This is a genomic window from Microbispora siamensis (assembly GCF_016863095.1).
Lineage (GTDB): Bacteria > Actinomycetota > Actinomycetes > Streptosporangiales > Streptosporangiaceae > Microbispora > Microbispora siamensis.
Genome location: NZ_BOOF01000035.1, coordinates 34069 through 48438, shown reverse-complemented (window position 1 = coordinate 48438; position 14370 = coordinate 34069). Strand labels below are relative to the sequence as shown.

Sequence of the window (14370 nt, the reverse complement as noted above, 5' to 3'; positions counted from 1 at the left end):
GGCCGCTACTTTTGAGGTCGAGTCGTGGCGCAGGCAGGAGGTCGGGATGAAATTCCAGGTTAACCGCGACGTTCTGGCCGACGCGGTGGCGTGGGCCGCCCGGGTGTTGCCCGCCCGGCCCGCCGTGCCCGTTCTCGCGGGCCTGCTGCTGGAGGCGGGCGACGACCTGCGGGTGTCCGCCTTCGACTACGACGTCTCGGCCCGTGCCGACGTCGAGGCCGACGTCGCCGAGCCGGGGCGGGTGCTGATCCCGGGGAAGGTCCTGGCCGAGATCACCCGGAGCCTGCCCGCCCGGCCCGTCGAGATCGTCAGAAGCGGGTCGGAGGCGGTGCTCACCTGTGGCAGCGCGGAGTTCGGGCTGATCACGATGCCGGACGAGGACTTCCCCGCGATGCCGCCGATGCCGCAGAAGGTCGGCGCCGTGGGCGGCGGCGCCTTCGCCACCGCGGTCGGGCAGGTGGCCGCCGCCGCGAGCCGCGACGACACGCTGCCCATGCTGACGGGCATCCGTGTGGACATCGAGGGCGTGCGGGTGTCGATGGCCGCCACCGACCGCTACCGCATCGCCGCGAGCGAGTTCCTGTGGCATCCGGAGCGGCAGGACGCGCGGCACGGCGTGGTCGTGCCGGCGCGGGTGCTGGTCGAGGTGGCCCGATCGCTGCGCGGCGGCGAGGTGGCGATCGGCCTGGGCGACAACGTGGCGGGTTTCGAGAGTCAGGGGCGCACGACCACCGTGCGCCTGCTGGACGACCAGTTCATCGACTACCGGTCCCGGCTGACCGCGGAGTGGACGATCCACGCCGACGTGGAGGTGGGGCCGTTCGTGGAGGCCGTCAAGCGCGTCGTGCTGGTCGCCGAGCGCAACGCCGCGGTCCGGCTGTCGTTCTCCCAGGGACAGGTGCTGATCCAGGCCGGGGGTGGTGACATCGGCAGGGGCGCGGAGGTCGTCGACGCCGAGCTGGAGGGTCCGGACATCCAGATCGCCTTCCAGCCCCACTTCCTGCTCGACGGGCTGGCGGGCGTCGGGACCGAGCGAGCGCGCATCCACTTGGATTCGCCGACCCGTCCCGCGCTGATCACCGACGAGGGCGAGGACCCCGGCTTCCGCTATCTCGTCATGTCCCTGCGGCTCGGCTGAGCCCTGCTCGCGCCCGCGGGTGCCGTTCGAGACGGACCCGCCGGGCGGGGGGCTCAGGAGGTGAGGGTGGCCGAGTCGGTGAGGGCGATGAGGATGTGCTCCATGCACGCGTGACCGGCCCGCTCCGCCGCGGTGGCGTCGCCGGCGGCGATCGCGCGCACGATCGCGTCGTGGGGGATGTAGTTCTGCTCCAGGGAGCCGCCGGCCGCCGCGATGCTCGCCCGCAGTGCCGCGGAGAAGTCGACGTAGAGGTCGATCAGCACCCGGTTGTGCGTGGCCTCGACGACCGCCACGTGGAAGGCGAGGTCGGCCTCGACGAACGCGTCGGGATCGCCGTCCGACCATGCCTTCTCGCGCTCGGCCAGCGCGGCCTCGATGGACGCGACGTCCTCGTCGGTCCGCCGCGTCGCGGCGAGCCGGGCCGCCTCGACCTCGAGGGCGCGCCGGACCTCCAGGATCTCCAGCTGCTCGGCCGCGCGCAGTCGCCTGGCCATCGCACCCGACAGCTCGCTGGTGGCCCGCACGTACGTGCCGTCGCCCTGGCGGCACTCCAGCAGTCCGGCGTGGGTCAGCGCGCGGACCGCCTCACGGACGGTGTTCCTGCCGACTCCGAGGTGCTCGGCGAGCACGGTCTCGGTGGGAATCTTGGCATTCATCTGCCAGGAGCCGGAGGTGATCTGCTCCTTGAGCTGGTCGATCACCTGGTCCACGAGAGACGCCCGCTGCGCCGTCCGCAGGCTCACGTCAGCCTCCTTTGGGTTGCCAATCATCCGATGATGGAATGAGTGGTAGACCCTCATTATTCCAGAGCCTCCAGAACAAGTCCGGAGCCCCAGGAGGCTATCGAGCGAGCACCGTAGTGGTCATGGAGCCCGGTATGTTCACGCGGATTCCGACCGCTTCCAGGGCTCTACGATATGCCCCTGTCTGCCGGTCGAGGGCACCGGCCTGGCCCCACAGGTCGCCGAGCATGCGCCAGGCCCGGGCGGTCTCCCGGTCGTGCGCCTCGCCGTCCAGCAGGTCGTGGGCCCGGTCCAGCGCGGCAACCGGATCTTCGGACCGTGCCAACGCGATCTCGGCGAGAACCATGTTCGCGCTCGCCGCGATGGTCCCCTTGGCGCCGTCCAACAGATCCAGTGCCTGACCGGCGAGTTCGGCTGCGGATTCCGCGTCTCCGGTCCGGAACCGTACGAAACTCAGCACCACGAGGCTCCGCGCGTGCTCCTGCCGTTCGGCCGGGAAGCCCGCGAAGACGTCCGCCGCGGACTTCGCGAGGTCGTTGGCTCGGTCCAAATCGGCGCCTTCGGGATCCGCCGCGGTGATACGAGCCCAGTGCATCGCGATGCGGGCGCGCCGCACGGCGATCCGGGCCGGACGGCCCGCCGCGAGGGCGTCCTCGGCGAGCTGCACGGCCAGGGCCGAGTCCTCGCCTTCGGCCGCCGTGACGCTGGCCTGCCACAGCGCGAGGATCTCCGCGCTGCGGTCGCTCGCGCGCGCCGGGCCTGCGGTCGACAGCACCCGCTCGACGTACGGCAGGCCGGTCTCGGCCTCCACCAGCGCCAGCGCCAGCTCGATGGCCAGCTCGCCCTCGATCACGCCGAGCCGGTCGATCTGGCCGAGCGCGTTGGCGCCGAGGTCGCGCGCCCGCAGGCGGTCGCCGGCCCGCTGGTAGCAACGGCACAGCGCGACCGTCAGCGGCAGGTCGGCGAGGCGCTCGGGGTGCGCTGCGGCCTCGCGGCGCAGCCGCTCGTACGCCTCGACGGCCCGGCCGACGCGGCCCTGGGCCTCCAGCGCCCGCGCCACACCGAGCCGCGCGTGGGCGGCCAGCATCGCGTTGTCCTCACCCGCCGCCTTGACGATCTCGCCGAAGCGGTCGGCCGCCACGGCGGGATCGCCGTGATACAGCTCGAGCTCGGCATGTCGGAGGCCGAGCTCGGTGTCGATGCGCTGCCGGGGTTCTATCCCGTGGAGCAGGAACTCGGTGGTGCAACCGAGCCGCTCGGCGAGCAGCCGGGCAACGACCGGTGTGGGCGTCCGCTTTCCGGACTCAATCAATGAGACGTAACTGTCGGACAGGTCGGGTCCGGCCAACTGGGCCTGTGACATGCGCCTGCTCAACCGCAATCCGCGGACGCGGTCGCCGATGGTTCCCTGACTCGGCATCTGGTCTCTCAGGGCGGGGGAAGGGTCAATAGTGTCGCCATAATGGCACGAAGCGACCGAATCGTGTAACCCTCCGTCAAGAATCACGACGATGAAGGTTCGATCACGGTGTCGAGATAACGGACGGGCCGCCGTCGGTCAGTCGTCGTCCCCGTCCTTGCTGGGGAAGATCATCTGGCAGACCTCGAGGTACAAGGTCTCCGGATAGGGGATGTGGGGGACGGTACGCAGGGCCTGATCCTGGCCGGCCGACTCCATCACGAACTCGCCATAGCCGAGCATGCGGCCGAGGAGCGAGCGCTGGAAGCTCATGTCGGTGACCTTGCTCAGGGGCATCATCGCGACCTTGCGCGTGATGAGGCCCGTCGTGAGAAGCATGCGCTGGGAGGTGACGACGAAGTAGTCGACCGACCACTCCGCGACCTTCCAGACGAATCGAACAAGCAGGAGGAGCCAGGCCCACCAGACGAGGGCGAGGGCCTGGCTCGCACCGTTGTCGCTCAGGAACTTGCTGAGGACTCCGGCGAGGATGAGCCCACCAAAGATCTCGGCGACCGGGCGCAGGAGAACGGCGGGATGGCGCCGGACCATGATGACTTGGTGTTCGTGGGGGAGGAGGTAACGGTTGACCGACGACGGGGCCGAATCCCCGTGGGTCACAAGTCTCATGTCAGGGTGGCGAAGAACTGCGCCATCGAGTCGGCCGCGCTGACGATGCCGTTGAAGGCCCCGTGGACCGTGTGGGCCGCGTCAATCGGTCTCGTGAGCAGATAGAAACCCGCCGACACGATGAGCGTCCACTTGATGACTTTCTTCGCCTGCACCGCCGTCACCACTCCCATGACCAATACATTACCCAGACGCCCCGTTTGGTAAAGCGGCGAACCGCCAACGGGTTTCGTGATCGCGACGGCGTCAGCCTCGCTCCGCCGCGGCGGTCGCCAGGACCCGCAGGTGCTTGCGTGCGATGCGCTCGACCAGCGCGGGGTGCGCGTGTCCGGTGACCTCGATGGCGCCGTGGTGGGCGGCCTGAACGCACCGGGTCACCGTCGCGGGAGGATGCACCCCCGCGAACTCGTCCCTGAGCAGGGCCTCGAGCTGTTCGTAGTGCTCGCCGGCCGGATGCTGGATCATCGCTCTCCCTGGTGGCGCGCCGCTCGCGAGAGCGCGAGGTGACGTCGTCATCACAGTGCGTACCCTATCGGGCGCGCAGTGTAACCAGAGGTGAGATGCGGACGGACCACGCGGAGAGGAAGGGAAATCAGACCCCGGGGAATCAGACCCTGGGGGAAATCAGACCACGCCGTACAGGCGGTCGCCGGCGTCGCCGAGGCCGGGCACGATGTAGCCGTTCTCGTTCAGCCGTTCGTCGAGGGCGGCCGTCACCACCCGGATCGGCCGGTCGCCGCCGCGGAACGCCTCGTCCAGGTACGCGATGCCCTCCGGGGCGGCCAGCAGGCAGATCGCGGTGACGTCCCGCGCGCCGCGGTCGAACAGGAAGTGGATCGCCGCGGCGAGGGTCCCGCCCGTCGCGAGCATCGGGTCGAGCACGTAGCACTGCCGGCCGGACAGGTCCTCGGGCAGCCGCGTGGCGTAGGTCTGGGCCTTGAGCGTGGACTCGTCGCGGATCATCCCGAGGAAGCCCACCTCTGCGGTCGGCAGGAGCCGGGTCATCCCGTCGAGCATGCCCAGCCCCGCGCGCAGGATCGGCACCACGAGCGGCGCGGGGCGCGCCAGCCGTACGCCGTGGGCGGGGGCGAGCGGTGTGTCGACCGTCACGTCGGTGACCCGGACGTCCCTGGTGGCCTCGTAGGCGAGCAGCGTGACCAGCTCGTCGGCCAGGCGGCGGAACGTCGGCGAGTCGGTCCGCACGTCGCGGAGAGTGGTGAGCTTGTGGGCGACGAGCGGGTGGTCGACGACGAGGGTCTCCATGGGTAGAGAAGTTACCGTCTCCTGGGCAAACCCTCGACGTCGGCTGAGTCTTTGATCACGATTTGGAGTGAGAGCCGTACGGTACGCCTCCGATTCTGCGACCATTGCCTGCGTGAAGAGCGTGCGGTGGGGAAGACGATGACAGACGTGGACACTCTTGACTTCGCCATCGTCGTCTATCGCGAGGAGGACCGCTGGGAGGCGGAGATGCTCCCGGTGGCGCTGACCTCCGATCTGGACGGACTCATTCACGCCCTTCGCCAGACCCCCAGCATGGGAACCACGATTGGCATGGTCGCCGTAGGGGATGACTTCTTCGTGGCGTTACGGGTCTTCGGCGAGCAGGTGGACGTCTTCCTCTCGGACATCACGGCCGCCTGGGAGTGGCCGCTGGCGCAGCAGGTCCTCGAATACCTCGACGTGCCCGTGCCGGAGGAGGAGGAGCTCGACAGCGTGCTTCCCGCCGGGGACCTGTCCATCTTCGCCGACCTCGGGCTCGACGAGATGGAGCTGGGCGCGCTGTCCGGCGACCTCGACCTGCTGCCCGACGAGGTCCTGTCCAGCATCGCCGCGCGGCTGGGCTTCTCCCAGCCATTCGAACGCGCCGTCGACGCCGCCATCGGCTGACCTGGGGAGACGGCCATGCCCTCCAGATCCAACCTTTTCTCCGCCGGTTTCGCCCGCATCGACGGCCGCTGGGCCGGCGCCGAGGTCGACCTCGGCGCCGCCGAGATCGCCGACGACCTGAGCGACGCCCTGCAGGAGGCCCTCGGGCTCAGCGGCGACGAGCTCGCGCTGCTGTGCGTCGAGGTCGAGGACGAGTGGTTCGCGATCGTCCGCTATCAGGACGACCTCGACCCCCGCGTGTTCATCTCCGACGCGCACGCCGTGCAGAACGACCCCCTCGGCGAGATCTTCGCCGAGCTGGCCGGCGTCGTGGTGGACAAGGACGCGCCCGACCTCGGCATCCGTCCGGTCGGCGACCTGGAGCTGCTCGGCGACTTCTCGCTGAGCGCGGAGGAGCTCGTGGAGCTCAGCATGGAGGAGGGCGTGCTGCCCGCCGACATCCTCTCCCTCATCGCCGAACGGCTCGGCTTCGCCGACGAGCTCGACCGCCTGCGGTGACCGGCTCGCCGCCGGACACGTACGAGGCCGCCATGCGGCTGGCGCTGGCGGAGGCCGTACGGGCGGGCGGGCGCGGCGAGGTGCCGGTCGGCGCCGTCGTGCTCGGCCCGCCGCGGCCGGGCTCGGTGGTGCCGGGAGAGGTGCTTGCCGCGGCGGGCAACGACCGCGAGGCGAGCGCCGACCCCACGGCCCACGCCGAGGTGCTCGCCCTGCGCGCGGCGGCGGCGCGGATCGGCGACTGGCGGCTGACGGGCTGCACGCTCGTCGTCACGCTGGAACCCTGCACGATGTGCGCCGGAGCGGCGGTCCTCGCCCGGGTGGACCGCGTCGTGTACGGCGCGGTGGACGAGAAGGGCGGGGCCGCCGGATCGCTGTGGGACGTCCTGCGGGACCGCAGGCTCAACCACCGGCCCGAGGTGGTCATGGGCGTGCTGGCCGACGAGTGCGCGGCCGTGCTGACCGAGTTCTTCTTGGGCCGCCGCGCCTGAGCCGGCGGGCGGACGGAAACGGATGCGCGCGCAGTGGTGTTCGTCCGGTAAGCTGCTGCGCGGTGGAGTCGCCTAGTGGCCGAGGGCGCACGCCTCGAAAGCGTGTGTAGGGCAACCTACCGTGGGTTCAAATCCCACCTCCACCGCTCGACTGAAGAGCCGCCGGTCCTGATCACAGGTGTTGATCACAAGGGTCGGCGGCTCTTTCGCGTCCAGTGGCGCTTTTGCCCGGCACGGCCGGTCAGAGCGCGTTCGTCGCCCGGGTTCCGGTCAGTCGCCGTACGCCCGCCGCCACCCAGATCCCGGCCAGCCCGGCATACGCGGCGAGCAGCGCGGCGGAGGGGGAGGACAGGGGCACCGCCAGGGCGGCGGCCAGCCCCAGGAGGACCGCCCAGCCGTACAGGACGGCGCGGCCTCGGGGCGCGCTCGTGTGCGCCGCCTCCTGCACGGGGGTGATCAGCGCCATGACCGCCGCGCCGGCCACTCCGATCACGTCCTGCCCGGCCACCACGCCCGTGACGAGCAGCGCCGCGCCGGCGGCCAGCAGGCAGCAGCACACGAGGGCCCCCCGCGCCTGCGCGCCCTCGAAGAGCAGCCGGGTGGCCCCGGCGCGGGCCAGGCGCAGGGTGGTGACCGCCTCGGCGACCCAGGCCGCCCAGTGCAGGAGCGCGATGAGCACGAACAGGGCGATGACCGGAGGCACGACCGGCAGCAGGAACAGCATCCGCCACCCGCCGAAGAACGTGCCGCGCAGCCGCGCGAGCAGGCGATAGACGGGGTTGCGCCGCTTGAGCGCCGCCACCAGGAGGTCCCTGGCCTGGTCGAACCCCGGAGCCAGGCGGAGCACCTCGCGGAACGCGCGGGCGGCCTCGCCGGGCGAGCCGAAGGCGAGCTGCGCGCGTCCGTACGCCAGATGGGCCATCGCGCTCTCGGGGTCCAGCCCCACGGCCCGCTCGGCGGCCTCCTTCGCCCCGGCGGCGTCGCCGAGCATGGTGAGGGCCACCGCGAGCAGGCTCGCCAGGTCGGCGTCCTCGGGTTCGAGGGCGAGCCCGTGGCGCGCCGCGTCGGCCGCCTGCGGCCACTGCTCGACCTGGACGTGCACCCGGGCCAGCAGCTCCCAGGCCGGTGCGTACTCGGGGGTGAGCGCAAGGCACGCCCGTGCGGCGTCGGCGGCTTCCCGGGGCCGGCCCGCCCGGTGGTACGCCTGCCCGGCCACATAGTGCGGATACGAGCGGTCGGGCGCGAGCCGTACCGCTTCCACGGCCTCGTCGATCGCCTCGGCCGGCCTCCGCTGCTCCGTCAGCGCGACCGCGAGGAAGGCGTGCCCGTCGACGTTCTGGGGATCCTGCGCGAGCAGGCCCCGCAGCTCCCGCTCGGCCTCCGCCGGACGGCGCAGCGCCAGCAGCGTCCGCGCGCGCTCGATCGGCGCCGCGGCGGTCACCATCTGCCCTTGCCGCCCTTCTTGCCGTCGATCCACGGCATCAGCTCGTCCCAGGCGCCGGAGTCGTTGGCGTGCAGGACGTAGTTGCGCGCCGTCCCCAGCCACTCCTTCACGGCCGTCGGCCTCGTCGCCTGGGCCACCGCGAGCAGGTCGTCCGTCGTCAGCGGGAGGGGACGGCCCGCGCTGATCGACTGGTGGAGCTTGGTCTCCACCGCGCGGTCGACCACGCCCTTGAGATCCGCGCCCACGAACCCGTCCGTGACCTTCGCCACCGCGTCGAAGTCCATCTCGGCCAGCGGTTTGTCGCGGCACAGGATGCGCAGGATGGCGGCGCGGGCCGCGGCGTCGGGCGGGGGCACGAACACCATCTGGTCGAACCGTCCGGGACGCCGGAACGCCACGTCGATGTACCAGGGCGCGTTGGTGGCCGCCAGCACCAGGACGCCCTCGTTGGCGTTCTCGTCCACGCCGTCGAGCTCGGCGAGGAACTGGTTGACCAGCTGCCGGGTGTGCGCCTGCCGCATGTCGGAGCGGCGCGCGGCCAGCGCGTCGACCTCGTCGAAGAAGAGCACACACGGCCGGTTGCGGCGGGCCATCTCGAACGTGGCCCGCAGGTTGCGCTCGCTCGACCCGATGTACATGTCCAGGATGTCGGCCAGCCCGACGCTGATGAACGCCGCGCCGAGCTCGCCCGCCGCGGCCCTGGCCAGGTGGGTCTTGCCCGCGCCCGGAGGGCCGTACAGCAGCACTCCGCCGCCCGCCCGCTTGCCGAACGCGGCGAACAGCTCGGGCTGCTGGACGGGGAGCAGGAGCTTCATCCGCAGCGCCTCCTTGACCGCCTCCATGCCGGCCACGTCGGCGAACGTGACGCCGGAGCGCTCGGCCTCGGCGCCGTCGGCGGGGTCTGCCCCGGGGGAGTGCGGCGTGCCGGAAGGGGCGGCCTGCGGCGGGTGAGGCGTGGCGGGTTGCGGCGCCAGCCGGGCGGCCAGGTCGGGGTCGGCCAGCGAGGGATCGCGGGCGACCGCGTCGTGGTAGCGGCGCGCAGCCCCGGCCACGTCGCCCTCGCCCAGCAGTGCCCTGGCGGCGAGCAACCTGGCGCGCGGCGCGTGGCCGGGAGCCGCCAGGAGCGGTTCCAGCGCCGACAGCGCGGCGCCGTACGCACTCTGCCGCACGAAGGCCTCGGCGAGACCGGCGATTACGTCCGGGTCCTGGGGCGACAGCACGAGGGCGGCGCGGAACTCGGCCTCGGCCTCGGCGAGGTAGCCCTTGGACAGAAGCTGCTCGGCGAGGTGGCGCCGCAGGGGAAGGTTGTCGGGAGACAGTCGAGCCGCCTCGCGGAGGGCGTGGAGTCCGGCGTCGTCGAGCACTGCCCGGCTCCCTTCTTTCGGTGGCTGGTCAAGTCAAATGACCGTAAGGCTACCGAAGCAGTCAGACAGGCGATCTCACTCGGGGAGCGGCTAGTCCGCGACTATTCCTGGAGTTCCAGCACGCGGGCGTGCAGCACCGAGCGCTGGTGGAGGGCGGCGCGCAGGGCACGGTGCAGGCCGTCCTCCAGGTACAGCTCGCCCTTCCACTGCACCACGTGCGGGAACAGGTCGCCGTAGAAGGTCGAGTCCTTGGCGAGCAACGAGTGCAGGTCGAGCACCGCCTTCGTGGTGATCAGTGTGTCGAGCCGGACCTGCCTGGGCGGGATCTGCGCCCACTCGCGGGACGACAGTCCGTGCTCGGGATAGGGCCGTCCGTCACCGACCAACTTAAAGATCACGGTATGTAGTTTAGGAGACGACGCAAAGGTTCGCGCCCGAGGCTCTACCGGGGGTCTCAGACGCTCCCGGAGAAGGTGTCGCAGCGTGCCGGGTCGCCCGACGAGTAGCCGTTCGTGAACCACTTCTGCCGCTGGGCGGAGGTGCCGTGGGTGAACGCGTCCGGGTTGACCCTGCCCTGGGCCTGCTCCTGGATGTGGTCGTCGCCGACCGCCGCGGCGGCGTCGAGCGCCTCCTGGATGTCGGCGTCGGTGAACGGCTTGGCGTAGAAGCCGGTGTCCACCGCGTTCTTGGCCCACACGCCGGCGTAGCAGTCGGCCTGGAGTTCGAGCCGCACCGAGCCGCTCTCCGCGCCCTGGTCCTGGCCGACGCGGTTCATCGTGCCGAGCAGGTCCTGCGCGTGGTGGCCGTACTCGTGGGCGATCACGTACGCCTGGGCGAACGGGCCGCCCTTGGCCCCGAACCGCGACTGCAACTCGTCGAAGAACGACAGGTCCAGGTAGACGTGCTTGTCGTTCGGGCAGTAGAAGGGGCCGACGGAGGAGTCCGCGGCGCCGCAGCCGGTCTGCACCCCGCCGGAGAACAGGGTGGTCTTCGCGCCGGTGTACCCCTGGATCTGCTCGCTCCAGTACTTCTGGATGCTGTTGACGACGCCCACGACCCGGCACTTCTCCGACTGATCGGCGTCGGCGCCGGTCTTGCACTGCGCGCTCAGGTCGCTGGTCGGCTGCAGGCCGGCGGGTTCGTCGCCGCCGCCCGTGATGTTCCCGGGGTTGACGCCGAAGATCAGGGCCACGATGAGGGCGATGATTCCGGCGGCTCCGCCGCCGATGGCCAGACCTCCGCCGCGGAACCCGCCTCCACCGCCGACGTCCTCGACCTGCGAGGCGTCGAGTTGCGCTCGGTCATCGAAATCCATCTGCGACGCTCCCGATGGCGTTGCCGGTTGCTTGGCGGGGCTACTGCCCCGTACGGCGGTGATCATGCCTGGAGGTCCGTCATGCCGGATCTGTCTTGCCCTGATCTTCGCGTTTTGCCGGGTTAGGATCACCGCGTGCCTCGGAGCGCCTTACCCCGGCTGGTGCCGCCGATGCCGGGCGGGCGGGTCGGCTGGCTCGGCCCGCTGGCCGTGGCCGCTTTCGGGGGGGTTCCTCCGGTTCGACCGTCTCGATGCGCCGCACGCGTTCGTCTTCGACGAGCTCTACTACGCCAAGGACGCGTACTCGCTGATCACGTACGGCGTCGAGCGGCAGTTCGCCGACGGCGCGGAACAGACGATCCTGCGGGGCGGCACGGACGTGTTCAAGACGTGCGCGACGTTCGAGGAGTGCGCCGCCTACGTCGCCCACCCGCCGCTCGGCAAATGGCTGATCGGCGCGGGAGAGTGGCTTTTCGGCCTCACGCCCTTCGGGTGGCGGTGCGCCGCCGCGCTCGCGGGCACGCTCAGCGTGCTGGTCCTGGCGCGGACCGCCCGCCGGATGACCCGCTCGACCCTCCTCGGCTGCCTCGCCGGTCTGCTGCTGGCGCTGGACGGCCTGCACCTCGTGCTGTCGCGCTCCGCGCTGCTCGACGTCTTCCTCATGTTCTGGGTGCTCGCGGGCTTCGCCTGCCTGGTCGCCGACCGGGACGCGGCCCGCACCCGCCTGACGGAGTGGTACCGCACCTCCGCGTTGAACGGGCCCGCTCCCCGGCTCGGCCCGCGGCCCTGGCGGCTGGCGGCGGGGCTGTGCCTGGGCGCGGCGACGGCCACCAAGTGGACCGGCCTGCTGTTCGTCGTGGCGTTCGGGATCATGACGCTCGTCTGGGACTGCGGGGCCAGGCGCGCCGTCGGCCTGCGCCGGCCGTACCGGCAGGCGGTGCGCCTCGACTGGCCGACGGGCCTCGTCTGGCTCGGCGCCGTGCCGCCCGTCGTGTACGTCGCGTCGTTCGCCGGCTGGTTCGCCTCGGCCGGCGGGTGGGGCCGCAACTGGGACCGCGCGACCTCGAACGGCTGGGCCTACTTCGTCTTCGACTCGCTTCGCTCGCTGGTGGACTACCAGAGCCAGGTGTTCGGCTTCCACCAGGGGCTGAGCGCGCACCACGACTACCAGTCGGAGCCGTGGGGGTGGCCGCTGCTGCTGCGGCCGGTCGCCTTCTTCTACCGGTCGTCCCGCGGCACCTGCGGCGCGCCCTCCTGCTCGCAGGAGATCCTCGGGACCGGCACCCCGGTCATCTGGTACGGAGGGCTGCTCGCGCTGATCGCGATGGTGGTCTGGTATCCGAGGACCCGCGACTGGCGGGCGGGCGCCGTCCTGCTCGCCTACGCGGCGGGATGGCTGCCGTGGTTCTACTTCGCGCTGGCCGACGACCGCACGATGTACCTGTTCTACGCGCTCCCGGCGGTGCCGTTCATGGTCCTCGCGATCGTGCTGGCGTGCGGGCTCGTCCTCGGGCCGCCGGGCGCGCCGGCCACGCGGCGCTCCACGGGGGCGGCGGTGGTGGGCGCGTTCACGCTGCTCGCCCTGGTCGGCTTCTGGTGGCTGTGGCCCGTGCTCACCGCCGTGCCCGTGCCGTACGACGTCTGGCTGAGCCGCATGCTGCTGCGCGGCTGGATCTGATCTGATCGTTGTCGGGCGGGAGGGTTCTCTGCGGTCAGAGGCGGGTCGCGGCCCGGACCAGCCCGGCGACGGCCATCGACCGACTGTGCGGCGGCCAGGCGATCACCGTCGTCACCGCCGGAGCGTCCAGCACCGGCACGGCGGCGAGGTCGTGGCGCAGATGAGCCCGGGACGACTCCGGCAGGACCGCCGAGGCCCGGCCGAGCGCGATCAACTGCAGAAGCTGCGCGTGGTCCCGGACCTCCGGGCCGGGGCCGTCCGGGTAGGTGCCGTCGGAGCGGGGCCAGCGCGGCCTGGGCAGGTCGGACAGCGCGGTGACGTCGGCCATCCGCAGGTGTGCCCGGCCGGTGAGGGGGTGCCCGGCCGGCAGGACCACGACCTGCCCCTCCGTGCACAGCTCCTCGAAGTCGAACCCGGCCGTCGAGTCGAACGGGCGGTGCAGCAGACCCACGTCGGCCCGCCCGTCGCGCAGCAGCCGTTCCTGCTCGCCGGGCCCGCACAGGAGCACGTCGACGGCGACCGAGCCGGGTTCGGCGGCGTACGCGTCGAGCAGCTTCGGCAGCAGATCGGCGGAGGCCCCGGCCTTCGTGACGAGGACCAGGCCGGGCCGGCCGGTCGCGGCGAGGGCGGCGCGGCGGGTGCGGCGCTCGGCGGCCTCGACCGCGTCGAGGGCCGCCCGGCCCTCGCGCAGCAGCACCGCCCCGGCCTCGGTCAGCGTGACGGCGCGGCTCGTGCGTTCCAGCAGCGTCACCCCGAGCCGCCGTTCGAGCTGCCCGATCGCCCGCGACAGCGGCGGCTGCGCGATCCCCAGCCGCTGCGCGGCCCGCCCGAAGTGCAACTCCTCGGCGACGGCGACGAAGTACCGCAGCTCACGCGTCTCCATGCCGTCACGGTATCGCCGGGAGCCCCGGATCGATACCCGGGAGGTATCGCCGCCCACCCAAACGGTGTTGGAGGTTCCGCGGTGTGCGCGGACAGGATGAGACACATGAGCGAACGGACGATTGCGCTGGTCACCGGCGCGAACAAGGGGATCGGATATGAGATCGCGGCCGGCCTGGGCGCCCTCGGCTGGAGCGTCGGCGTCGGCGCCCGGGACGACGAGCGCCGGGAGGCCGCGGTGGAGAAGCTGCGCGCGGCCGGCGTCGACGCGTTCGGCGTGCCGCTCGACGTGACCGACGACGCGAGCGTGACCGCCGCCGCCGGGCTGATCGAGGAGCGCGCCGGACGCCTCGACGTGCTCGTCAACAACGCCGGGGTGACCGGGGGCATGCCGCAGACCCCCACCACGGTCGACCCCGCCACGATGCGGGCGGCCGTGGAGACCAACGTGATCGGCGTCATCCGCGTCACCAACGCGATGCTGCCGTTGCTGCGCCGCTCGGTGTCGCCCCGGATCGTGAACATGTCCAGCACGGTTGGCTCTCTCACCCGGCAGACCACTCCCGGCGCCGAGACCGGCCCGATCTCCGCCGCGTACGCGCCGTCGAAGACGTTCCTCAACGCCGTCACGGTGCAGTACGCCAAGGAGTTGCGCGACACGAACATCCTGATCAACGCCGGCTGCCCCGGTTTCTGCGCGACCGACCTCAACGGCTTCCGCGGCGTCCGTACGCCCGAACAGGGCGCGGCGATCGCGATCCGGCTCGCGACCCTGCCCGACGACGGACCGACCGGCGGGTTCTTCGACGACTCCGGGGTGGTGCCGTGGTGACACACGGCG

Annotated in this window: 17 protein-coding genes and 1 tRNA gene; 7 read left to right on the top strand and 11 right to left on the bottom strand. The window is 71.7% G+C overall.

Annotated features, from left to right (window positions below; translation table 11 throughout):
- Positions 1–46: 46 nt before the first annotated feature.
- Positions 47–1138 (top strand): DNA polymerase III subunit beta, encoded by a 1092-nt coding sequence (gene dnaN / locus Msi02_RS28410; RefSeq protein WP_204051096.1) that lies wholly within the window; start codon positions 47–49, stop codon positions 1136–1138.
- A 53-nt stretch (positions 1139–1191) separates the two neighbouring features.
- Here the strand turns inward: dnaN and Msi02_RS28405 are convergent, their stop codons facing one another.
- The 6 genes from Msi02_RS28405 to upp form a co-directional block, all read right to left on the bottom strand.
- Positions 1192–1881: a FadR/GntR family transcriptional regulator gene (locus Msi02_RS28405; protein WP_079314252.1), complete on the bottom strand. Its 690-nt coding sequence runs from the start codon at positions 1879–1881 to the stop codon at positions 1192–1194.
- A gap of 97 nt (positions 1882–1978) precedes the next feature.
- On the bottom strand, positions 1979–3301 hold the full coding sequence (locus tag Msi02_RS28400) for a helix-turn-helix domain-containing protein (RefSeq protein ID WP_204051095.1): 1323 nt from the start codon (positions 3299–3301) through the stop codon (positions 1979–1981).
- Positions 3302–3439: 138 nt separating this feature from the next.
- Positions 3440–3970, bottom strand: a complete 531-nt coding sequence (locus tag Msi02_RS28395) for a PH domain-containing protein (protein WP_079314254.1) — start codon at positions 3968–3970, stop codon at positions 3440–3442.
- Positions 3967–4143: a hypothetical protein gene (locus Msi02_RS28390; protein WP_204051149.1), complete on the bottom strand. Its 177-nt coding sequence runs from the start codon at positions 4141–4143 to the stop codon at positions 3967–3969. Before Msi02_RS28390 ends, Msi02_RS28395 begins: the two co-directional genes overlap by 4 nt.
- A gap of 73 nt (positions 4144–4216) precedes the next feature.
- Positions 4217–4435 (bottom strand): hypothetical protein, encoded by a 219-nt coding sequence (locus tag Msi02_RS28385; RefSeq protein ID WP_079314255.1) that lies wholly within the window; start codon positions 4433–4435, stop codon positions 4217–4219.
- Positions 4436–4594: 159 nt separating this feature from the next.
- Positions 4595–5233 carry a uracil phosphoribosyltransferase gene (upp, locus tag Msi02_RS28380; protein WP_204051094.1) on the bottom strand — a complete coding sequence of 213 codons (639 nt, stop codon included), beginning with the start codon at positions 5231–5233 and terminating at the stop codon, positions 4595–4597.
- Positions 5234–5371: 138 nt separating this feature from the next.
- Between upp and Msi02_RS28375 the strand changes: the two genes are divergently transcribed.
- From Msi02_RS28375 to Msi02_RS28360, 4 genes are all read left to right on the top strand, one after another.
- Positions 5372–5860 carry a tRNA adenosine deaminase-associated protein gene (locus Msi02_RS28375; protein WP_030508646.1) on the top strand — a complete coding sequence of 163 codons (489 nt, stop codon included), beginning with the start codon at positions 5372–5374 and terminating at the stop codon, positions 5858–5860.
- Between the two features lie 15 nt (positions 5861–5875).
- On the top strand, positions 5876–6358 hold the full coding sequence (locus Msi02_RS28370) for a tRNA adenosine deaminase-associated protein (RefSeq protein WP_204051093.1): 483 nt from the start codon (positions 5876–5878) through the stop codon (positions 6356–6358).
- Positions 6355–6846, top strand: coding sequence for a tRNA adenosine(34) deaminase TadA (gene tadA / locus Msi02_RS28365; protein ID WP_275414183.1), 492 nt, complete (start codon positions 6355–6357; stop codon positions 6844–6846). Before Msi02_RS28370 ends, tadA begins: the two co-directional genes overlap by 4 nt.
- Positions 6847–6907: 61 nt before the next feature.
- A tRNA-Ser gene (locus Msi02_RS28360) sits at positions 6908–6992 on the top strand.
- A 95-nt stretch (positions 6993–7087) separates the two neighbouring features.
- On the opposite strand, the gene Msi02_RS28355 is transcribed toward Msi02_RS28360, so the two are convergent.
- From Msi02_RS28355 to ypfJ, 4 genes are all read right to left on the bottom strand, one after another.
- Complete coding sequence (locus Msi02_RS28355) at positions 7088–8290, bottom strand: tetratricopeptide repeat protein (protein WP_204051092.1); 1203 nt, start codon at positions 8288–8290, stop codon at positions 7088–7090.
- On the bottom strand, positions 8284–9654 hold the full coding sequence (locus Msi02_RS28350; protein ID WP_204051091.1) for an ATP-binding protein: 1371 nt from the start codon (positions 9652–9654) through the stop codon (positions 8284–8286). Before Msi02_RS28350 ends, Msi02_RS28355 begins: the two co-directional genes overlap by 7 nt.
- 101 nt (positions 9655–9755) lie before the next feature.
- Entirely contained in the window at positions 9756–10052 is a 297-nt protein-coding gene (locus Msi02_RS28345) for a type II toxin-antitoxin system VapB family antitoxin (RefSeq protein WP_204051090.1), read from the bottom strand.
- Between the two features lie 56 nt (positions 10053–10108).
- Complete coding sequence (ypfJ, locus tag Msi02_RS28340) at positions 10109–10969, bottom strand: KPN_02809 family neutral zinc metallopeptidase (RefSeq protein WP_079320147.1); 861 nt, start codon at positions 10967–10969, stop codon at positions 10109–10111.
- A 64-nt stretch (positions 10970–11033) separates the two neighbouring features.
- Here ypfJ and Msi02_RS28335 point away from each other — a divergent pair, with 64 nt between their 5' ends.
- Positions 11034–12647 (top strand): dolichyl-phosphate-mannose--protein mannosyltransferase, encoded by a 1614-nt coding sequence (locus Msi02_RS28335; RefSeq protein ID WP_239108776.1) that lies wholly within the window; start codon positions 11034–11036, stop codon positions 12645–12647.
- Positions 12648–12681: 34 nt separating this feature from the next.
- Here the strand turns inward: Msi02_RS28335 and Msi02_RS28330 are convergent, their stop codons facing one another.
- Positions 12682–13530, bottom strand: coding sequence for a LysR family transcriptional regulator (locus Msi02_RS28330; RefSeq protein WP_204051089.1), 849 nt, complete (start codon positions 13528–13530; stop codon positions 12682–12684).
- A 105-nt stretch (positions 13531–13635) separates the two neighbouring features.
- Here Msi02_RS28330 and Msi02_RS28325 point away from each other — a divergent pair, with 105 nt between their 5' ends.
- Entirely contained in the window at positions 13636–14361 is a 726-nt protein-coding gene (locus Msi02_RS28325; protein WP_204051088.1) for an SDR family oxidoreductase, read from the top strand.
- Positions 14362–14370 lie beyond the last annotated feature (9 nt).